The 18,917-nt window shown below is 62.4% G+C and carries 18 protein-coding genes; 4 read left to right on the top strand and 14 right to left on the bottom strand.

What is annotated here, in order from left to right:
* Positions 1 to 19: 19 nt before the first annotated feature.
* Entirely contained in the window at positions 20 to 2,989 is a 2,970-nt protein-coding gene (locus PNAP_RS15125; protein ID WP_011802395.1) for an aconitate hydratase, read from the top strand.
* 70 nt (positions 2,990 to 3,059) lie between these two features.
* Complete coding sequence (locus PNAP_RS15120) at positions 3,060 to 4,337, top strand: FAD-dependent monooxygenase (protein WP_011802394.1); 1,278 nt, start codon at positions 3,060 to 3,062, stop codon at positions 4,335 to 4,337.
* A gap of 103 nt (positions 4,338 to 4,440) precedes the next feature.
* Here PNAP_RS15120 and PNAP_RS15115 read toward each other — a convergent pair whose 3' ends face one another.
* The 5 genes from PNAP_RS15115 to kynB all read right to left on the bottom strand — a co-directional run bounded on the left by PNAP_RS15115 (position 4,441) and on the right by kynB (position 9,906).
* Positions 4,441 to 6,153: a flotillin family protein gene (locus tag PNAP_RS15115; RefSeq protein WP_011802393.1), complete on the bottom strand. Its 1,713-nt coding sequence runs from the start codon at positions 6,151 to 6,153 to the stop codon at positions 4,441 to 4,443.
* A gap of 25 nt (positions 6,154 to 6,178) precedes the next feature.
* The gene (locus PNAP_RS15110) at positions 6,179 to 6,799 is read right to left on the bottom strand and encodes a YqiJ family protein (RefSeq protein ID WP_011802392.1); all 621 of its coding nucleotides are present in this window, start codon (positions 6,797 to 6,799) and stop codon (positions 6,179 to 6,181) included.
* A 287-nt stretch (positions 6,800 to 7,086) separates the two neighbouring features.
* Positions 7,087 to 7,935: a tryptophan 2,3-dioxygenase gene (gene kynA, locus PNAP_RS15105; RefSeq protein ID WP_011802391.1), complete on the bottom strand. Its 849-nt coding sequence runs from the start codon at positions 7,933 to 7,935 to the stop codon at positions 7,087 to 7,089.
* 1 nt (position 7,936) lies between these two features.
* Entirely contained in the window at positions 7,937 to 9,214 is a 1,278-nt protein-coding gene (gene kynU / locus PNAP_RS15100; protein ID WP_011802390.1) for a kynureninase, read from the bottom strand.
* A gap of 20 nt (positions 9,215 to 9,234) precedes the next feature.
* On the bottom strand, positions 9,235 to 9,906 hold the full coding sequence (gene kynB, locus PNAP_RS15095; protein ID WP_011802389.1) for an arylformamidase: 672 nt from the start codon (positions 9,904 to 9,906) through the stop codon (positions 9,235 to 9,237).
* A 207-nt stretch (positions 9,907 to 10,113) separates the two neighbouring features.
* Between kynB and PNAP_RS15090 the strand changes: the two genes are divergently transcribed.
* On the top strand, positions 10,114 to 10,866 hold the full coding sequence (locus PNAP_RS15090) for an SDR family oxidoreductase (RefSeq protein WP_011802388.1): 753 nt from the start codon (positions 10,114 to 10,116) through the stop codon (positions 10,864 to 10,866).
* An 18-nt stretch (positions 10,867 to 10,884) separates the two neighbouring features.
* Here PNAP_RS15090 and PNAP_RS15085 read toward each other — a convergent pair whose 3' ends face one another.
* The 7 genes from PNAP_RS15085 to PNAP_RS15060 form a co-directional block, all read right to left on the bottom strand.
* The gene (locus PNAP_RS15085; RefSeq protein WP_011802387.1) at positions 10,885 to 11,250 is read right to left on the bottom strand and encodes a DUF779 domain-containing protein; all 366 of its coding nucleotides are present in this window, start codon (positions 11,248 to 11,250) and stop codon (positions 10,885 to 10,887) included.
* A gap of 48 nt (positions 11,251 to 11,298) precedes the next feature.
* Positions 11,299 to 12,300, bottom strand: coding sequence for a DUF6976 family protein (locus tag PNAP_RS15080; RefSeq protein ID WP_011802386.1), 1,002 nt, complete (start codon positions 12,298 to 12,300; stop codon positions 11,299 to 11,301).
* Entirely contained in the window at positions 12,297 to 13,091 is a 795-nt protein-coding gene (locus PNAP_RS15075) for a hypothetical protein (protein ID WP_011802385.1), read from the bottom strand. Before PNAP_RS15075 ends, PNAP_RS15080 begins: the two co-directional genes overlap by 4 nt.
* 120 nt (positions 13,092 to 13,211) lie before the next feature.
* Positions 13,212 to 14,732: an acetaldehyde dehydrogenase ExaC gene (gene exaC, locus PNAP_RS15070; RefSeq protein ID WP_011802384.1), complete on the bottom strand. Its 1,521-nt coding sequence runs from the start codon at positions 14,730 to 14,732 to the stop codon at positions 13,212 to 13,214.
* 66 nt (positions 14,733 to 14,798) lie between these two features.
* On the bottom strand, positions 14,799 to 14,981 hold the full coding sequence (locus tag PNAP_RS27080; protein ID WP_157040301.1) for a hypothetical protein: 183 nt from the start codon (positions 14,979 to 14,981) through the stop codon (positions 14,799 to 14,801).
* Positions 14,982 to 15,001: 20 nt separating this feature from the next.
* Complete coding sequence (gene argF, locus PNAP_RS15065; RefSeq protein ID WP_011802383.1) at positions 15,002 to 15,931, bottom strand: ornithine carbamoyltransferase; 930 nt, start codon at positions 15,929 to 15,931, stop codon at positions 15,002 to 15,004.
* A 9-nt stretch (positions 15,932 to 15,940) separates the two neighbouring features.
* Positions 15,941 to 17,155 (bottom strand): aspartate aminotransferase family protein, encoded by a 1,215-nt coding sequence (locus PNAP_RS15060; protein ID WP_011802382.1) that lies wholly within the window; start codon positions 17,153 to 17,155, stop codon positions 15,941 to 15,943.
* Positions 17,156 to 17,395: 240 nt separating this feature from the next.
* On the opposite strand from PNAP_RS15060, the gene PNAP_RS15055 reads away from it, so the two are divergent.
* Entirely contained in the window at positions 17,396 to 17,716 is a 321-nt protein-coding gene (locus PNAP_RS15055) for a DUF3579 domain-containing protein (protein ID WP_011802381.1), read from the top strand.
* Between the two features lie 137 nt (positions 17,717 to 17,853).
* Here the strand turns inward: PNAP_RS15055 and rpsT are convergent, their stop codons facing one another.
* A complete protein-coding gene (gene rpsT / locus PNAP_RS15050; RefSeq protein ID WP_011802380.1) occupies positions 17,854 to 18,174 on the bottom strand; it encodes a 30S ribosomal protein S20 in 321 nt (106 codons plus the stop codon).
* A gap of 121 nt (positions 18,175 to 18,295) precedes the next feature.
* Positions 18,296 to 18,886, bottom strand: coding sequence for a cytochrome c4 (locus PNAP_RS15045; protein WP_011802379.1), 591 nt, complete (start codon positions 18,884 to 18,886; stop codon positions 18,296 to 18,298).
* Between the last annotated feature and the right edge of the window lie 31 nt (positions 18,887 to 18,917).

Below are 18,917 nucleotides of genomic sequence, written 5' to 3'. Positions count from 1 at the left end.
TATCAAAAAGGAGTCTGCCATGGCCGATACACCTCTCAACGCCAGTCCTGTTTCGAAGGCTTCCCACGCGTTCGCATCCACCCTCCAGTCTTTCCAGACGGCCTCTGGCAAGACCGGAAAGCTCTACTCCCTCCCGTCGCTGGCCGAGCAGTTTCCGATGGTCAAGCGCCTGCCCGTGTCCATTCGCATCGTGCTCGAATCGGTGCTGCGCAACTGCGATGGCAAAAAAGTGACGGCCGAGCATGTCGAGCAACTGGCCAACTGGGTGCCGCAGGCCGAGCGCAGCGCGGAAATCCCGTTTGTCGTCTCGCGCGTGGTGCTGCAGGACTTCACCGGCGTGCCGCTGCTGGCCGATCTGGCCGCCATGCGCAGCGTGGCCGCCCGCCTGGGCAGGAATCCAAAGGCCATCGAGCCGCTGGTGCCGGTCGATCTGGTGGTCGATCACTCGATCATGGTCGATTATTTCGGCACCAAGGATTCGATGGACCTGAACATGAAGCTCGAATTCCAGCGCAACCGCGAGCGCTACGAGTTCATGAAATGGGGCATGCAGGCCTTTGACACCTTCGGCGTCGTGCCGCCGGGCTTTGGCATCGTTCACCAGGTCAACCTCGAATTCCTGGCGCGCGGCGTCCACAGGACGCAGGACGATGTGTATTACCCCGACACGCTGGTCGGCACCGACAGCCACACCACCATGATCAACGGCATTGGCGTGGTCGGCTGGGGCGTGGGCGGCATCGAGGCCGAAGCCGCGATGCTCGGCCAGCCGGTGTACTTTTTGACGCCCGACGTGGTTGGCATGGAGCTGACCGGAAAGCTGCGCGAAGGCGTGACCGCCACCGACCTGGTGCTGCGGGTGACCGAAACCCTGCGCCGCGAGAAGGTCGTCGGCAAGTTTGTCGAATTTTTCGGCGAAGGCACGCGCACGCTGGCCTTGCCCGACCGCGCCACCATCGGCAACATGGCGCCCGAGTACGGCGCCACCATGGGCTTTTTCCCGGTCGATGAAAAAACCATTGACTACTTCCGGGGCACCGGGCGCCTAGACGCGGAAATCGAAGCCTTCGAGGCCTACTTCCGGGCGCAAGGCCTGTTCGGCGTGGCCGCGGCCGGCGAGATTGACTACTCGCATGTCGTCAAGCTCGACCTGGACGATGTCCGGCCCAGCCTGGCCGGCCCCAAGCGGCCGCAGGACCGCATCGAACTGGGCGATGTCGCCCGCCAGTTCAGCTCGCTGTTCAGCAAGCCGAACGCGGAAAACGGCTTCAACCAGCCGGCCGGCATGCTGGGCACCCGTCATCTGGTGCGGCACACCGACGATGGCCGGCCCGATGCCGTTCCCGCCGCGCCGCCCACCCCGATGGGCGCCGAACGCTCGGTGGTGGAAATGGAGTCCAATCGCCCGACGCTGGCCATGGCGCATGAGCAGGGCGGCGAAGTCGCCAGTGCCAGCGTCCCCGCCGCGCATGCCGCCGCCCAGGGCCTGACCGTCGGCAACGGCGACGTGCTGATTGCCGCCATCACCAGTTGCACCAACACATCCAACCCCAGCGTCTTGCTGGCCGCCGGCCTGCTGGCCAAGAAAGCGGTCGAGGCCGGCCTCGGCGTGCAGCCGCACATCAAGACTTCGCTGGCGCCCGGTTCGCGCATCGTGACCGAGTACCTGACGCAAACCGGGCTCCTGCCGTATCTGCAGCAGCTTGGCTTTGACCTGGTCGGCTATGGCTGCACCACCTGCATCGGCAACTCGGGCGACCTGACGGCCGAACTCAACGACGCCATCAACAAGAGCGACCTGGTCTGCGCCGCCGTGCTGTCGGGCAACCGCAACTTCGAGGCGCGCATCCATCCGAACATCAAGGCCAACTTCCTGGGCAGCCCGCCGCTGGTGGTTGCCTATGCGCTGGCCGGAACGGTCATGCGCGACCTGACGACCGAGCCGCTCGGCAAGGGCAAGGACGGCCAGGATGTGTTCCTGCGCGACATCTGGCCGGGCAGCGATGAAATCCACGCCCTGATGAAGTTCGCGATGAACGCCGAGGCCTTCCGCGCCAATTACGCCAAGGTCAAGACCGAACCGGGACAGCTCTGGGAAAACATCCACGGCGTGGCCGGAAACACCTACAACTGGCCGCTCAGCACCTACATCGCCGAGCCGCCGTTCTTCAATGACTTTGCTATGGAAATGAAAGCACCTACCGCAAGCGGGACGGGCGAAAACGGCCAAAACAATGAGTTTTCGGTGCAGGGCGCACGGATCATGGCGCTGTTTGGCGACTCGATCACCACCGACCATATCTCGCCGGCCGGCTCGATCAAGGGGAGCTCTCCCGCCGGCCTGTGGCTGCAGGCCCACGGCGTGCAAAAGGCCGACTTCAACAGCTACGGCTCGCGCCGTGGCAACCATGACGTGATGATGCGCGGCACCTTTGCCAATGTGCGCATCAAGAACCTGATGATCCCGGCGGGCAAGGATGGCTCGCGCGAGGAGGGCGGCGTCACGCTGTACCACCCGGGCCACCGCACGCCAGAGAGCGTGATCGAGAAAATGCCGATCTACGACGCCGCCATGAAGTACATGGCAGAAGGCACGCCGACGGTGATTTTTGCCGGCGAGGAATACGGCACCGGCTCGTCGCGCGACTGGGCCGCCAAGGGCACGCAGCTGCTGGGCATCAAGGCCGTGGTGGCGCGCAGTTTCGAGCGCATCCACCGCAGCAACCTGGTCGGCATGGGCGTGCTGCCGCTGCAGTTCATGCCGGGCGAGTCGTGGCAGACCCTCAAGCTCATCGGCTCGGAGGTGGTCGATGTGATTCCGCATCCCGAACTCAAGCCGCAGAGCGAGGCCAGGCTGGTCATCACCCGCGCCGACGGCACGCGCCAGGAAGTCACGGTCATCCTGCGCGTCGATACGCCGATTGAAGTGGACTACTACCGCAACGGCGGCATCCTGCCGTATGTGCTTCGGCAACTGCTTGCGGCATGAGGGCCGCAACTGAGGATTCATTCAATCGCCGGGCGGCCGCTGGATCGGCAAACCCTGCAGCGTGCCGGGCATGACGCGGCAGGCCTTGATTGCCGGCGGCGGCATCGGCGGGCTGGCTGCTGCGCTGTCAGCGTCGCGCGCCGGCTGGGATGTGCGGCTGTACGAGCGCGCGCCGGTTTTCAGCGAAGTCGGCGCCGGCGTTCAGCTCGGCCCCAATGTGGTCAGGCTGCTGCGCGGCTGGGGGCTGCAGGATGCCCTGGCGCGCGTGGCGGCCTTCCCGGAGCGGCTGCAGGTGCGCGATGCCCTGTCGGGCCGCGAACTCGGCGTGCTGCCGCTGGGCGAGCGGGCGCTGCAAAAGTACGGCGCGCATTACGCCACCATTCACCGCGCCGACCTGCATGCGCTGCTGCTTGAAGCCGTGCAGGCGCGCGCCAATGTCTGGCTCAACCTGAACAGCGCCGTGGCCGGTTATGCCGACAGCGGGCGCGAAGTCACGCTGCAGGTCAAGACGGTGGCGGTGGCCAGGCCGGAGGATGCAACAGGCGCGCAGCCGGCGCTGCTGGCGCCTTTGCTGAAGGTCGAGGGCGATGCGCTGATTGGCGCCGACGGCCTCTGGAGCCGCATTCGCCAGCAGATGCTGGGCGATGCGCCGCCGCGTGTCACTGGGCACCTGGCCTACCGCGCGATGCTGCCGCAGACCAGTTTGCCCGCGCGGCTGCGCAGCCGGCAGGTCACGGTCTGGCTGGGGCCGAAACTGCATGTGGTGCATTACCCGGTGCGCGGCGGTGAATGGCTGAACGTGGTCGCCATCGTGCAGGGCAAGGTCGCCGACAACCTGCAGAGCTGGGACCACAACGCCAATGCGGCCGACCTGCAGGAGGCCATCCGTCCCACCACGGCCCTGCTGCGCGACCTGATCCAGGCGGTGACGGACGGCGGCCACAGGGACGGTCCCAGCTGGCGCCTCTGGCCGCTGTGCGACCGGCCCCCCATGACCAGCGCGCGCCAGCATGCCCAGGGCCGCGTCGCCCTGCTCGGCGATGCGGCGCACCCGATGCGGCCCTACTTGGCGCAGGGCGCCGGCATGGCGATTGAAGATGCGGCCGAGTTGGGCGCGGCGCTGGCCCAGGCGCTGGACCCGGCCCTTGACGTGCAGACGCTGCTGCAGCGCTACGCCCTGAACCGCTGGCAGCGCAATGCCCGGGTTCAGGCTGGTGCCATGCGCAACGGCCGGGTATTTCATGCCGAGGGGCCACTGCGCTGGGCGCGCGATGCCTCGATGAAGCTGCTGGGCGAAAGGCTGCTCGACATGCCGTGGCTCTACGGCGCGGTACCTCGGGTGGTGTGATTTGCTATCAAATAAGTAGCTGTTTGTGCATACAGGACATGCGCAGAAGCCATTTTTTGCTTGAAAATGGCTGCTGCAAACCGCCTGCAGATCCGGGCGTCGATTACGCTCTTTGATCCATGGGCAACTTGGCCGGCACTGTCGGCATCGACAGCATGGACGCCACGGAATCCGTGATACCCGTCAAGGATGGGTTGTTCAGACCGGCATCTTTCATGATGGCATCCACAATGGGTTTGGCAACCTGGTACTGAAGCGCTGAATTGACCACCTGCTCGGAGAGCGATCCGCCTTGGCCGCCAGCGTTTGCCCCGGTTCCGCCAGAGCCGTTGCCCATCGGCATGCCATTCACCTGAAACAGGCGAATGGATTCAATTTTCTCCAAAGGCTTGACGGACTGCTGAATGATCAAGGGCAAGGACTGGATCAGCTGCATGCGCACTGCAAGATCGATTTGCGCTGCACCAAGGCGGTTTTTGGCCTCGTTGATGGCGGCAATCCCCTCGGCTTCAGCCAGGGCGGCTGATTTCTTGGCATCAGCTTCAACCTTTAACGCCAGAGCGCGGTTTTCCGCAGCCGCTCGTTCCGCTTCGGCTGCGACGGTGATCGCAATCGCCTGCTGTTCCGCTTCCCGGGCTGCGCCAATGAGTTGAATGGATTTGGCGCGTTCCGCAATGGCCACTTCCCGGGCGGTATTCACCAGTTCCTCTGACTTGACCGCCTCGGCGCGGGCCGTGTTGGCCGCCGCATCGGCTTGCGACTGTTCCTGGGATTTTTGGGCGATGGCGATGGCTGCAACCTGATTCGCCAGTTCAATCGCCTGGCGCTGCTCGGCCTGCTTGACCCTGGTTTCGCGGTCCGCCTCGATCTGCTTTTTCTGCACCGAAAGATTCTTGTCGATCTCTGCATTGTTGACGGTTCGGTCCGCCTCGATGCGCCGCTCCTTGACGAGGCGGTCGGCGTTGATCCGGACTTCCTCGGCTTCACGCTGGCGTTCTGCTTCGATTTTCGCGATGGTTGCGGTCTGGTCCGCTTTGGCGTTGGAAATTTCCTGCTGCTGGGTCAGGGTTGCAAATTCCTGTTCCTTGGAAATATTCAGCTTGACCCTTTCCGCCTCAAGATTTTTGGTGCGCACCTGCACTTCCGTGTCTTGCTCGATGTCATTGCGCTGTTTGCGGCGGCTTTCCGTTTCCTCGGTCAGCCGGGTCAGACCTTCGGCGTCAAAAGCGTTGCTCGGGTTGAAGAACTCCTTGGCCGTCTGGTCCATGCTGGTCAGCGAAACGGACTCCAGTTCAAGCCCGTTTTTTTCCAGGTCTTCGGCCACGGCGTTTTGCACGGCCTGCACGAATTCGCGGCGCTTGTCCTGCAGTTCCCGCATGGTCATGGTGGCGGCTGTTGCGCGCAGCGCATCCACGAATTTGTCTTCCACCAGGGTCTTGAGCGCTGCCGGCTCCATCGTCTTGCGACCCAGTGTCTGGGCGGCCGTGCTGACGGACTCCGCCGTTTGCTTGACGCGTACAAAAAAAGCCGCAGCGACATCCACGCGCATGCGGTCCAGCGCAATCAGGCTTTGCTCTTCGCGCCGCGACACCTCAAGCTTCAGGGTGTTCATGTTGACGGGAATGGTTTCATGAAATACCGGCAGCACGATGGCGCCGCCATCCATGATGACTTTCTGGCCGCCCAGGCCCGTTCTCACAAATGCAGTCTCCTTGGTTGCACGGTGGTAAAGCCGGGCAAAGACCATTCCAATCAGCAGGAGCGGAAAAAGCACCAGGCCCGCTGGAATGCCGATGTTGACAAGCAGTTCGATCATGAATTCTTTCGTTGAAAGTGGACTGTCATAAAAGTCCGGGATGCGGGTTGCGGATGCATTTAAAGCGCGCGCCGAGTTTGCTGACCAGAAGTATCTCGCTGCCTTCGGCGAATGTTTCTTCAGTCAAGTCGGGCTCCACCATGACGTAGTGGGCGTGGCCATGCGCATCCCTGACTTTTGCCTGCGCGGCCATTCCATCGCGCGCGATGCCCTGAATGACGATGCCGCTGCGTCCTATCAGGGTTTGTTCGCTGACCGCGCTGGATTCATCTTGCGGAATGATTCGTGCCAGCAAGCCACCCAATGCGTTGACCGCGACCATGCCCGCCAGGAAAGCGGCGATGGCAGCCAGCCATGCAGGCAAAAGGGCGCCCCAGGCACTTTGAACGGCGGTCTGCAGGGCGTAGCCTGCAATGGTGAAGCTTCCAAGAAAAAGGATCAGCAAAATCAGCAGCGGGACTTTCCCGACATGCAGCCAGCCCAGCGGTCCTTGCGCACCGTCCGGCGGGTCTGGCAGCATGCTTTCCAGCATATGCGACGGGCTGTGGGCCAGCAACAGGCCCGCACCCTCAATCACGCCTAAACCGACCATGACGGCAAGCGAAGCGCCAAATGGCCAGGTTTCAGGAGCACTCAGAATGAGCATGGGTCAGGCCTGTGTTTCTGATTGACCGGCTTTGAGGTTGGGCGCGGCGTCCTCTAATGGAAATGTTGACAGCCATTCATGGAGGTCGTCGGGAATCCTGCCGAAAATGGGAATCATTTTTGAATTGTATTCAAACAGATACAATCGCAAACATTTGCTTTCAACTGGATTTGATGTTTTTCATGGCTCCCATGATCGTCTGTATTGCTATCAAATAAATAGCTGATTGTGCATATACGTCGTGCGAAAAAGCCATTTTTTGCTTGAAAATGGCTTCCACAAGCCGCCTACAGGTCCGTGCGCAGCTTCCAGATTTCCGGAAACAGCACCACGTCGAGCATCTTGCGCAAATAGCTCACGCCACCTGTTCCTCCAGTGCCGCGCTTGAAGCCGATGACGCGTTCCACGGTGGTGACGTGGCGAAAGCGCCAGAGCCGGAACGCGTCTTCAAGGTCGGTGAGTTCCTCGCCCAATTGGTACAAGTCCCAGTACTGCTTGGGGTCGCGGTACACCGTGAGCCAGGCGCTTTCCACCGCGTCGTTTTCGACATAGCCCTGCGTCCAGTCGCGTTCGGTATGGCTGGCAGGCACGCTCAAGCCGCGCCGGGCCAGCAGGCGCAGCGCTTCGTCGTACAGCGAAGGCGCCTCGAAAGCGGCGGTGACCAAAGCCAGCAAGTCGGGCCGGTGCGCATGGGGCTTGAGCATCGCGGCGTTCTTGTTGCCGAGCGCGAACTCGATGCAGCGGTATTGCGCGCTCTGAAAGCCGCTGGAGCTGGCCAGGTAGGGGCGGATGGCGCTGTATTCGGGCGGCGTCATGGTGGCCAGCACGTCCCAGGCGTGGACCAGCTGCTCCATGATCTTGCTCACGCGCGCCAGCTTCTTGAAGGCGCTGCCGAGTTCGTCCTGCGCCACGTTGGCAATCGCCGCGCGCAACTCGTGCAGCATCAGCTTCATCCACAACTCGCTGGTCTGGTGCTGGATGATGAAGAGCATCTCGTCGTGCGCCGGCGACAGCGGCTGTTGCGCGCCGAGGATGGCATCCAGGTGCAGATAGTCGCCGTAGCTCATGGCCCGGCTGAAGTCGAGTTGCGCTTTCTCTTCGCGAACGATGTCGGCGGGTTTTAGGTTGTCGTTCATGTCAGGTCACCGCCTGCTTCTGGTTGAATTCGGGCCGTTGCCATTCGCCGGTTTCCAGCACCTGCTTGAGGTGTTCCACCGCCAGCCACACCTCCTCGAAACCGATGTACAGCGGCGTGAAGCCGAAGCGCAGGATGTCCAGCTGCTGGCCGCCGTCGCCGGCGCGAAAGTCGCCGATCACGCCCCGGGCAATCAGCGCCTGCACGATGGCGTAGGCGCCTTCGCTGCGCGTCAGGCAGACCTGCGAGCCGCGCTGCGCATGGCCGCGCGGTGTGGCTAGGCTCAAGTCGTGGCCGGCGCAGCGCGCTTCGGCCAGTTCGATGAACAGGTCCGTCAGCGCCAGCGACTTGGCGCGCAAGGCCGCCATGCCGCCCAGCGGCTGGGCCGCCAGCACCGTGTCGAGGCCGCATTCGAGCGCCGTCATGCTCAGGATCGGCTGCGTGCCGCACAGGAATCGCGTGATGCCGGGGGCAGGGCGGTAGTCGGGCGTGAACTCGAACGGCGCGGCGTGGCCCCACCAGCCGGCCAGCGGCTGCCAGAACCGGCTGGCATGTTTTGGGTGCGCCCAGACAAACGCCGGCGCGCCGGGGCCGCCGTTCAGGTATTTGTAGCCGCAACCCACCGCGAAGTCGGCCTGCGTGCCGTTCAGCTCCACCGGCACCGCGCCGGCGCTGTGCGCCAGATCCCAGACCGCGAGGATGCCGGCCCGGTGCGCCGCTGCCGTGACGGCGGCCATGTCGTGCATGGCGCCAGTGCGGTAGTTCACATGCGTCAGCATCAGCACGGCGACCTCGTCCGTCAGCGCTTGCGCGATGCCTTCGGGCTCGACCAGCAGCAGGCGCAGGCCGCGCTCCCGGCACAGCGCCTGGGCGATATAGAGGTCGGTCGGGAAGTTGCTGCGCTCGCTGACCAGCACCTTGCGGCCGGGCGCATCTTCACTCGCGATGCTGAGCGCCGCGCTCAGCACCTTGTAGAGGTTGATGGAGGTGCTGTCGGTGGCGACGACCTCGCCGGGCGCGGCGCCCACCAGTTGCGCAATCTTGTTGCCCAGCCGCTGCGGCGCATCGAACCAGCCGGCGCTGTTCCAGGAGCGGATCAGGCCCTGGCCCCATTCTTGGGTCACGGCCTCGGCCACGCGGGCGGCGGCGGTGTTGGGCAGCACGCCGAGCGAGTTGCCGTCGAGGTATATCACGCCTTCGGGCAGCGTGAACTGGTCGCGCAGGGCGCGCAGCGGGTCTTGCGCGTCGAGCGCGCGGCAATCCTGCAAAGTAGTGGTCATGGCGTGAAGTCTCTTATGGTTCAGGAAAGCTCGCGCAGGATAGCGCGAACCGGCGAGGCGTCGGCCCGCATCAGCTTGAGCGGCAGGGCGATCAGTTCGTAGTCGCCTTCCGGCACGTCGTCGAGTACCAGGTTTTCCAGCACCCGCAGGCCGTGCCTGAGTAGCTGCTGGTGGCTCGGCAGGTTCTGGCTGGCGGCCGGGTCCACGCTGGGCGTGTCGATCCCGATCAGCACTATGTTTTTAGTAGCTAACAAGGCAAGCGTGGCGGGCGCAATAGCGGTAAATGATGCCCATGACTGGCTGGCGGTGCGGGACGTGCGCAGCAGCACGCGGGGCGGCAGGTTTTCCAGCGCGTGCGCAATGTGCGCGGGCTCCACCAGCGGGCCGCAGTCCAGGCAATGGATGACGCGGCACGGCCCGAGGTAAGGCTGCAAATCGACTGCGCCAATCGCTGCTTCGCCGCTGGCGTAGTGCAGCGGCGCATCGGCATGCGCGCCGGTGTGCGGCGACAGCGTGATGCGGTTGACGTTGACCGGGCAGCCGGGCGAGAGTGAAAAATGCAGCTCCTGCGAATAGGCGGTGTCGCCGGGAAACACCTCGGAGCGCTCGTCGAGCGGCGGCGAAATGTCCCAGATCCTCAGCGTCCTGGCGGCTGCGGCATGGCTTGCAAAATGGGCGGCGGGTTCAGTCATGGTGCAAAGGTAGCACCGCCGAAAAACCCGTGGTGTCGGTTATTTCCAACAGGATTTGGAAATAGTTGAGGCTTGAAGTAACTGTTTGCAGGTATGGCACAAGCCGCGCAGCAACGCACCTGCTGCTGCTCGTGCAAAATCGGCGGCTCTGGCAGCGAGCCACCGGTTTCTCCCTTCCGCATCCAACTACACAGACAAAGGCTTCCCATGAATTCGAACGACAAAGTGGCACTCGTGACCGGTGCGGGCACCGGCATTGGCAAGGAGGTGGCGCTGGCGCTGGCGGGCGCGGGCTACCGCGTGGTGCTGGCCGGGCGGCGCAGCGAGCCGCTCCATGAAGTCGCCTTGCAGGCCGGCGCGGACCGCGCCTTGGCGGTGGCGACCGATGTCAGCCGGCCCGAATCGGTCGATGCCCTGTTTGCCGCCATCAAGGAAAAGTTTGGCCGCCTCGACGTGCTGTTCAACAATGCGGGCGTCAATTCGCCCAGGGCCAGCTTTGAAGACCTGAGCTTCGAGCAGTGGCAAAACGTGGTCAACATCAACCTGACGGGTTCATTTTTGTGCGCGCAGGGCGCCTTCAGGCTGATGAAGGCGCAACTGCCGCAGGGCGGCCGCATCATCAACAACGGCTCGATCTCGGCCCACGCGCCCCGCCCGAATTCGGCGCCCTATACAGCGACCAAGCATGCCATCACCGGCCTGACCAAGGCGATTTCGCTCGATGGCCGAAAGTACAACATCGCCTGCGGCCAGATCGACATCGGCAACGCCCTGACCGAGCTTTCCGCGCGCATGGCCACCGGCGTGCCGCAGGCCAATGGCGAGATTGCCATCGAGCCGATGATGGACGCGAAGGAAGTGGCCGATGCGGTGGTTCACATGGCGGGGCTGCCCTTGTCCACCAACATCCAGTTCATGACCATCATGGCCACCAAAATGCCGTTCGTCGGACGCGGCTGATGCCTGTTGGCAAGGCTCTCAGGCGAGCAGGGGCAGTGTTCGCCATTCCTCGTCGCTGAACAGCCGGGAACGGGTGATGAAACACACGTTTTCCGGCCCTTCGAGCGAAAAAGTGCTGCCGCTGCCCGAGGTCACGTCAATGATCAGCTGGGTATTCTTCCAGTATTCAAAATGCGACTGGTTGATATAGAACTGGCAGCCGCCAATCTCTCCCAGCAAGATGTCGTAGCGGCCCACCGACAGCTCGCCGATGAGGTAGCACATGGGCGCACTGCCGTCGCAGCAGCCCGCCGACTGAAAAAACATCAGCGCCGTACCGTGTTTGGCCTTCAGGCGCTCAATCAGCGCCAGCGACGCTTCGGTGGCGACTACTCGTTTGACCATCTTGATCCCCGTTTCATTTCGTTGCTTCAGCCCTGTGCGCCTGCTGCCTCAGTAGGTCTCCAGCGTCAGGTGCACCACGGTCTGGTTCAGCAGCACATAGGCCACTTCACCAAAGGTCATGGGGCCCGTGACATGCCCGGTGCGCTTTCCCTCCAGTTCGGAGTACAGGTAGTTGAGCACGCAGTTGCAGGAAAACCCGGCTTGCTCCGGCAGGTCCGCAATGGCCTGGCCGAAAGCGGTTTCATAGCTGCCCGCGAAAGGCTTCGCCAGCTTGTAAGTCACATGCGGAAAGACCGGCCCGTAAAACTGCACGTTGTCCTGCTTTTCGTTCACCGCTTTCAGGCTGACGTTGATCAGCGCGCCGCTGTAGTCGGCGACCAGCGGCAGCCGGGTGTCGTGGCCGATTTTCTTGAGGTATCTGGCCAGCGAGGCCGGCTTGCCGTTCACCAGGCAGGTCGATGCTTCAAAGCCGCTTTCCTGGAACTCGATCAGGTCACCGTCTCCCTGGCTGAACAGGTTCACGATGCTGACATGCGCGCTGACGTTTTCCGGCAGGGGGACATGGATCACGACCGCCTGGTTTTCGAGCAGGGCGCTGTTGCGGCCGTCGCGCACCTTGGGCGTGCGCTGGCCCATGTCATCCAGGTGGATGCCCGAGATCCAGCCAACCAGCGGCTTCATGAACATCTCGTCGTAATGGGACGCATGCTGCGCATATTCAAGATGAACTTCGGAAAATGCGGGCAGGATGATCAGGCTGAAGCCATTGACGGGCGCTTCCATGCACACCTGCGACAGCGATGCCGCGTCATAGTGCTTGATGGAGGGCGCGAGGCCCGGGTAAAACGACAGGGGCGTGACGAACAGCCGCTCGCGCGTGGTGATGCCGCCCTCCTGGCTCATGAAATAGGGAATGGTGCCGCCAATCCAGTTGCCGTTCGGCAGCGCCGCCAGCACGCTTTCGTCACCCGCAATGGCCAGCGTGGCACCGCTGCGGATCAGTTGAGCGGCCATGTCTGGAGTGACCAGAAGCTGTTGCAAGGCGTTCATGCGTACTCCGACTGTGATATTTTTCTGAACTGGTTCAGCTCATATTCGAGACTGCGCTGGTTGCGCTCGACATATCGGTGCAGTTCGCGCAGCTTGAGCTGCTTGACTTCATCGTTTTGCTGCAGGCTGACTTGCTGGCGCAGCTTGGTCAGAATGAGCTGCAGGCTCAGGGTCTTGATATGGATGTTGAGTTCGCCGGTGATGAGGCGTTCCCATACGGGGTCTTTCACATCCGGCACGTTGCCGGAACCTGCCGATGACAAGTGCGCATCCGGGCCGGCTGCGGCCGTGTCGGTTTTATGGCTCGCCGTGTATTCAAACTTGACCTGGCCATTGTCGAGCGCGTGCTTGAACTTCCACAGGTCGGCAAAAGGGATGTTGTGTATGTCGCAGATCGCGGGTATTTCCAGGCCTTCCTTCAGGCAGGCAAAGACCTGGCGTGACAGCCGGTTGGAAAAAGGCAGGCCCGGCTGGCCGAACCAGGGCAGGTCGAAGTGACGCTCATCAAGAACATCCAGGGTATGAATCTGGCAGGTGAAATTCATGCAGTTGAGGTGGCGCCACTGCATTTCAGGGCCGTTAACGGGCGCTTCGGCAATGGCTTGCACCGCCGTGAGCAGTCCGAACCAGCTCCGCTTCTTTTTGACGTTGGCTTGCGGCTGCCGGGTGATCCAGACATGGACCATCGCCGCGACTTCATCAATGCGGTACTGGGTCGCCCGCCATGGATGAGGAATGCCGGCAGCGACTGCCAGATAGCCTGCAATGGCAAGTTCATGAGGCTCATTCATATTACCGTCTCCAAAATCATGGTACCTGCCAATCCGGTTGACACTGAAGTGGACAGGGGCCGGAATGGTCAAACCATCCGGCCCCCGGCCGACTCAACAAGCTCGTCTCAGAGCTTCGTATTAGAAGAAGCCCAGTGCTTTGGGACTGTAGCTGACCAGCAGGTTCTTGGTTTGCTGGTAGTGGTCGAGCATGACCTTGTGGGTCTCGCGGCCGATGCCCGATTCCTTGTAGCCGCCGAAGGTGGCGTGGGCCGGGTAGGCGTGGTAGCAGTTGGTCCAGACGCGGCCGGCCTGGATGGCGCGGCCCATGCGATAGGCGGTGGCGCCATCACGCGTCCAGACGCCGGCGCCCAGGCCGTAAGGCGTGTCGTTGGCGATTTCCAGCGCTTCGGCTTCGTCCTTGAAGGTGGTCACGGCCAGCACCGGGCCGAAGATTTCTTCCTGGAAGATGCGCATCTTGTTGTGGCCCTTGAACAGCGTCGGCTGGATGTAGTAGCCGTCGGCCAGGTCGCCTTCCAGGTGGGCGCGTGCGCCGCCAATCAGCAGCTCGGCGCCTTCTTCCTTGCCGATGGCCAGGTAGGCCTCGATCTTCTTCATCTGCTCCATCGACGCCTGGGCACCCATCATGCAGTCGGTATCGAGCGGGCTGCCCTGCTTGATGGCTGCGACACGTTCGAGCACGCGTGCCATGAACTTGTCGTAGATCGATTCCTGGATCAGCGCGCGTGAAGGGCAGGTGCAGACTTCGCCCTGGTTGAAGGCAAACAGCACCATGCCTTCGATGGCCTTGTCGAAAAATGCGTCGTCGGCGTCGGCGATGTCGGCAAAGAAGATGTTGGGCGACTTGCCGCCGAGTTCCAGCGTGGCCGGGATCAGGTTGGTGGCCGCTGCCTGCGCAATCACGCGGCCGGTGGCGGTGGAGCCGGTGAAGGCGATCTTGGCGATGCGCTTGCTGGTGGCCAGCGGCATGCCGGCTTCGCGGCCATAGCCATTGACGATGTTGAGCACGCCGGGCGGCAGCAGGTCGGCAATGAATTCGGCCAGAATCAGGATGGAAACCGGCGTCGATTCGGCGGGCTTCAAGACCACGCAGTTGCCGGCGGCAATGGCGGGGGCGAGCTTCCAGGCGGCCATCAGGATCGGGAAGTTCCACGGAATGATCTGGCCGACGACGCCCAAAGGCTCATGGAAATGGTAGGCGATGGTGTCGCCGTCGATTTCGGAGAGGCTGCCTTCCTGCGAGCGCAGGCAACCGGCAAAGTAGCGGAAATGGTCGGCCGTCAGCGGGATGTCGGCATTCAGGGTTTCGCGGATGGCCTTGCCGTTGTCAACGGTTTCGGCGTAGGCCAGTGCTTCGAGGTTTTGCTCGATGCGGTCGGCGATCTTGAGCAGCACGTTGGCGCGCTCGGCCGCTGGTGTCTTGCCCCATGCGCCGGCGGCGGCATGCGCTGCGTCGAGCGCCAGTTCGATGTCTTCGGCGCCGGAGCGGGCTGCCTTGGTGTAGGGCTGGCCGGTGATGGGGGTGATGACGTCGAAATAGGCGCCGTTGAGCGGGGCGACAAACTTGCCGCCGATGAAGTTGTCGTACTGAGCCTTGAAGTTGACGGGGGCGCCGGCGGAGCCGGGGTTGGCGTAAATCATGTCGTGTCTCCAGTAGGTAGGGTCGATTGCTTGAGTTAAGCCACCCACCGAGCCGGTGAGATGGTCTTACCGGAGGCTGTTTGCAGGGAATGTGCCAGTCCCGTTTTTAGCCTGGAACGCCCGGAAACACATGAAATCAGCCGCATTTTGGCTTAAAGCCACCCATGCGCGAAACAGGCTGTGCCAGTTGCTGACATAGCCTGTTTCAAAATGGAGCAATGGCCGCATGGCCTTGTCCAGGGTGGCCATCCAAGCTCTGTAGCGCGCGTTTACAGGCGGCCGAGCAAGAGGAATTCCATCAGCGCCTTTTGCACATGCATCCGGTTTTCAGCCTCGTCCCAGACCACCGATTGCGGGCCGTCGATCACCTCGGCTTCGACTTCCTCGCCCCGGTGCGCCGGCAGGCAATGCATGAACAGCGCATCGGGTTTGGCGGCGCGCATCATCTCGCTGTCCACGCACCAGTCGGCAAAAGCCTTTTTGCGCGCTTCGTTTTCGGCTTCATAGCCCATGCTGGTCCAGACATCCGTGGTGACGAGGTCGGCGCCGGCGCAGGCCTGCATGGGGTCCTTGAAGACCTGGTAGCTTTCGCTGGAGCGGATGCCGGCAATCGACTGGTCCACTTCGTAGCCGCCGGGCGTGCTCAGGTGGACCTTGAAGCCGAGGATTTCGCTGGCCTGCAGCCAGGTGTTGGCCATGTTGTTGCCGTCGCCGACCCAGGCCACCGTCTTGCCCTGGATTGAGCCGCGATGCTCGATGTAGGTGAAGATGTCGGCCAGGATCTGGCAGGGGTGGAATTCGTTGGTCAGGCCGTTGATGACCGGCACCCGCGAGTGTTCGGCAAAGCGGTTGATCTTGGTCTGCTCGAAGGTGCGGATCATCACCAGATCGACCATGCGGCTGATCACCTTGGCGCTGTCCTCGATGGGTTCGGCGCGGCCCAGCTGGCTGCCTTCGGTGGTGAGGTTCACGACCGTGCCGCCCAGCTGGTACATGCCGGCCTCGAAGCTCACGCGGGTGCGGGTCGAGGCTTTCTCGAAAATCATCACCATCGTGCGGTCAATCAGTGGCTGGTGCCTTTCGTAGGCCTTGAATTTTTTCTTGATCAGGGCGGCGCGCTCGAACAGGTAGGCGTAGTCATCGGCGTTCAGGTCGCTGAACTGCAGGTAATGCTTGAGCGGGGTGGGGGGACTGGACATGCTCATGGTTCACACGCCTTCCTGCAGCAACTGCCTGACGAGGGGACACAAAATCGCCACGACTTCGTCGGCTTCTGCCGTGGTCATGATGAGCGAAGGCACCATGCGGATCACGGTGTCGGCTGTGACGCTGATCAGCAAGCCGTTTTCGGCAGCGCGATTGACCAGGGTGCCGCAAGGCTTCGTCAGTTCAATGCCCAGCATCAGGCCGCGACCGCGAATTTCCTTGAATCCTGGCAGAGCGCCCAGCTCGCGGCTCAAGGCGGCCCGCAGGTGGTTGCCCACCGTGACCGCGTTTTCCAGCAGGCCATCTTCTTCCATGATGCGGATGGTTTCCACGCCGGCCCGCATCGCCAGCGGATTGCCGCCAAAGGTCGTGCCATGGTTGCCGGGCGCAAAGATATGCGCGGCCCTGGGGCCAGCCACCACCGCGCCGACCGGAACGCCCGAGCCCAGCCCCTTGGCCAGCGGCATCACGTCCGGCTTGATACCGGACCACTGGTGCGCAAACCATTTGCCGGTGCGCCCCATGCCGCACTGCACCTCGTCGATCATCAAGAGCCAGTCGCGCTCGTCGCACAGCGCGCGCGCCTGCCGCAGGTAGTCGTCCGTCATGCTGTGCACGCCGCCTTCGCCCTGGATAGCTTCAAAAAACACCGCGACCACATTTGGATTGCCCTCGGTGGCGGCTTTCAATTCGTTGATGTCGTTGATGGGGACGCGAATGAAACCCTCGACCAGCGGGCCAAAGCCGGCCTGCACCTTGGGGTTGCCGGTGGCGCTCAGCGTGGCGATGCTGCGGCCGTGGAAGGCTTTTTCATAGACGACGATTTCGGGGCGTTCAATGCCCTTGTCATGGCCGAACTTGCGTGCGAGCTTGAGCGCGGCTTCATTGGCTTCCAGGCCGGTCGAGCAGAAGAAAACATTCTCCAGCCCCGACAACTCGACCAGCTTGGCCGCCAGCGTTTCCTGCAGTGGCACATGGTAGTAGTTGGAGCTGTGGATGATCTTGCCGACCTGCTCGCGCAACGCGGCCACCAGCCTGGGGTGGTTGTGGCCGACGGTGTTGACGGCGATGCCGCCGAGCGCATCGAGGTAGGACTTGCCATTGACATCCCAGACGCGGCAGCCCTGGCCATGGGACAGGGCTATCGGCAGTCGGCCGTAGGTGTTCATCACATGGGGGGAGGCAGCTTCGATGTGATCGGGAAGGGCAGCGGTCATGGGAAAACTCCGGGAAAGTGGCAAACAACAAGGTGGCCGCGACTGAATCAAGCGGGCTTGACGTGATTTTAGGCGCAGACTTCAGGGGCTTTCGTGACGATGCCGCATCACTGTCATGCGCGGCCGGGATGCGGCGGCCGGCCGCAAGGATGAGCTGAGTCTTATATAAGATAGAATCGTTGTGCGGCGCAGCATGGGGGTTTATCCTCACCCCTGGCCCGTAAAAACACCCTCCATCCGATGGTCTCCAATTCCTCCAAAGAAGTCTTCATTCAGGGCATTACGCATGATGGCAAAACCTTCCGGCCCAGCGACTGGGCCGACAGGTTGTGCGGCGTGATGAGTCAGTTTCGCCCCGGCGGACCGCAGCCCGGCAGCCACCTGACCTATTCGCCCTGGTGCGTTCCCACGGTCATCAACGGCGTCAAATGCGTCGTGGTGAATGCCGAGTTGCGCGATGCCGAACCCATGGCCTGGGACTTCGCGCTCAATTTCGCCAGGGACAACAACCTGCAAATGGCCGATGCCTGCCTGCTGCCTGATCCGCCCAAGCAGCGCTGAACACTTTTCCTGTAGCTCTTTACACAGGCATAAAAAAACCGCCCGAAGGCGGTTTTTTTACTTTTGCTGCAGCGCACCCTACAAAACGGCGGACTGGCTTTTTTAAAGTTGCCAGTCCGGGCGATTTGCCTGAATGATCAGGCTGCGGTTGGGGTTTCGACGGCTTTGAGGGCCAGGGCTTTCACCTTGGCGGACAGGCGGCTCTTGTCGCGCGCTGCCTTGTTCTTGTGGAAGATGCCCTTGTCGGAAATCGTGTCCACGATGCTTTGGGCCTTGGCGAACAGATCCTTGGCTTTGTCTTTGTCGCCGGCTAAAACGGCTTTTTCGACGTTCTTGACAGCCGTGCGGTATTTGGAACGCAGCGAGGTGTTCGCGGCGTTGAGTTTGACGTCCTGGCGGACGCGCTTGCGGCCGGAGGCGAGGCGGGGGTTCTTTTTCTTGGGTTTGGCGGTTGCCATAATGAGTTTCCTTTAATCCTGGGAGGAGTCTGTGGATGATGCAGCAAAGCCCGCGATTATACGATAGCGGGCTTTTGACCCAGAAAATCCAAGCCGATACCCAGGAGTCCGGATTCCCCGGCTAACGCAAGCTGGCAATGTAATGCGCCAGATTCTCGATGTCGGCGTCGCTCAGGGTCTGCGCCACGCTGGTCATGTTGCCCGCATCGTTGGTGCGGGTGCGCGCCTTGAAGTCCTTCAGTTGCTTGATGACGTAGTCGTACTGCTGGCCAGCAACGCGCGGAATCTCGTTCTGGCCCAAAAGACCCCCGAGGTGGCACATCGTGCACAGGGTTTCGTCGGCCTTGGCCCTGCCCAGTTTGACTTTCGCTTCGTCGGCCTTGAAGCTGGAGGGCTTGGGCGTTTGCGCTGCGAAGTAGTTGGCGATGTTGATCATGTCGTCGCGGCTCAGGGGTGCTGCCATCGGGCTCATCACCGGATCATTGCGCCGGCCTTCCTTGAAATCCTTGAGCTGGGTGTAGAGATAGCGCCAGGTCTGGCCCGCCAGATTGGGGAAATTGCCCGCCGTCGCATTGCCATCCACGCCATGACAGGCCGCGCAGGCCTGCGCCTTGGCGCGGCCGGCTTCGATGTCCTGGGCGTCTGCGGGCAACCAAGCCAGCCCGGTCATGACGGCAGCCAGGATGCCGGCAGAAAACGCGGCGGGTTTCAAGCCAGACCCCCCGGGCAATGACTTGTGCCCG

Source organism: Polaromonas naphthalenivorans CJ2 (genome assembly GCF_000015505.1).
GTDB classification, from domain to species: Bacteria; Pseudomonadota; Gammaproteobacteria; order Burkholderiales; family Burkholderiaceae_C; genus Polaromonas; species Polaromonas naphthalenivorans.
This window is presented reverse-complemented; position numbering and strand designations above follow the sequence as displayed.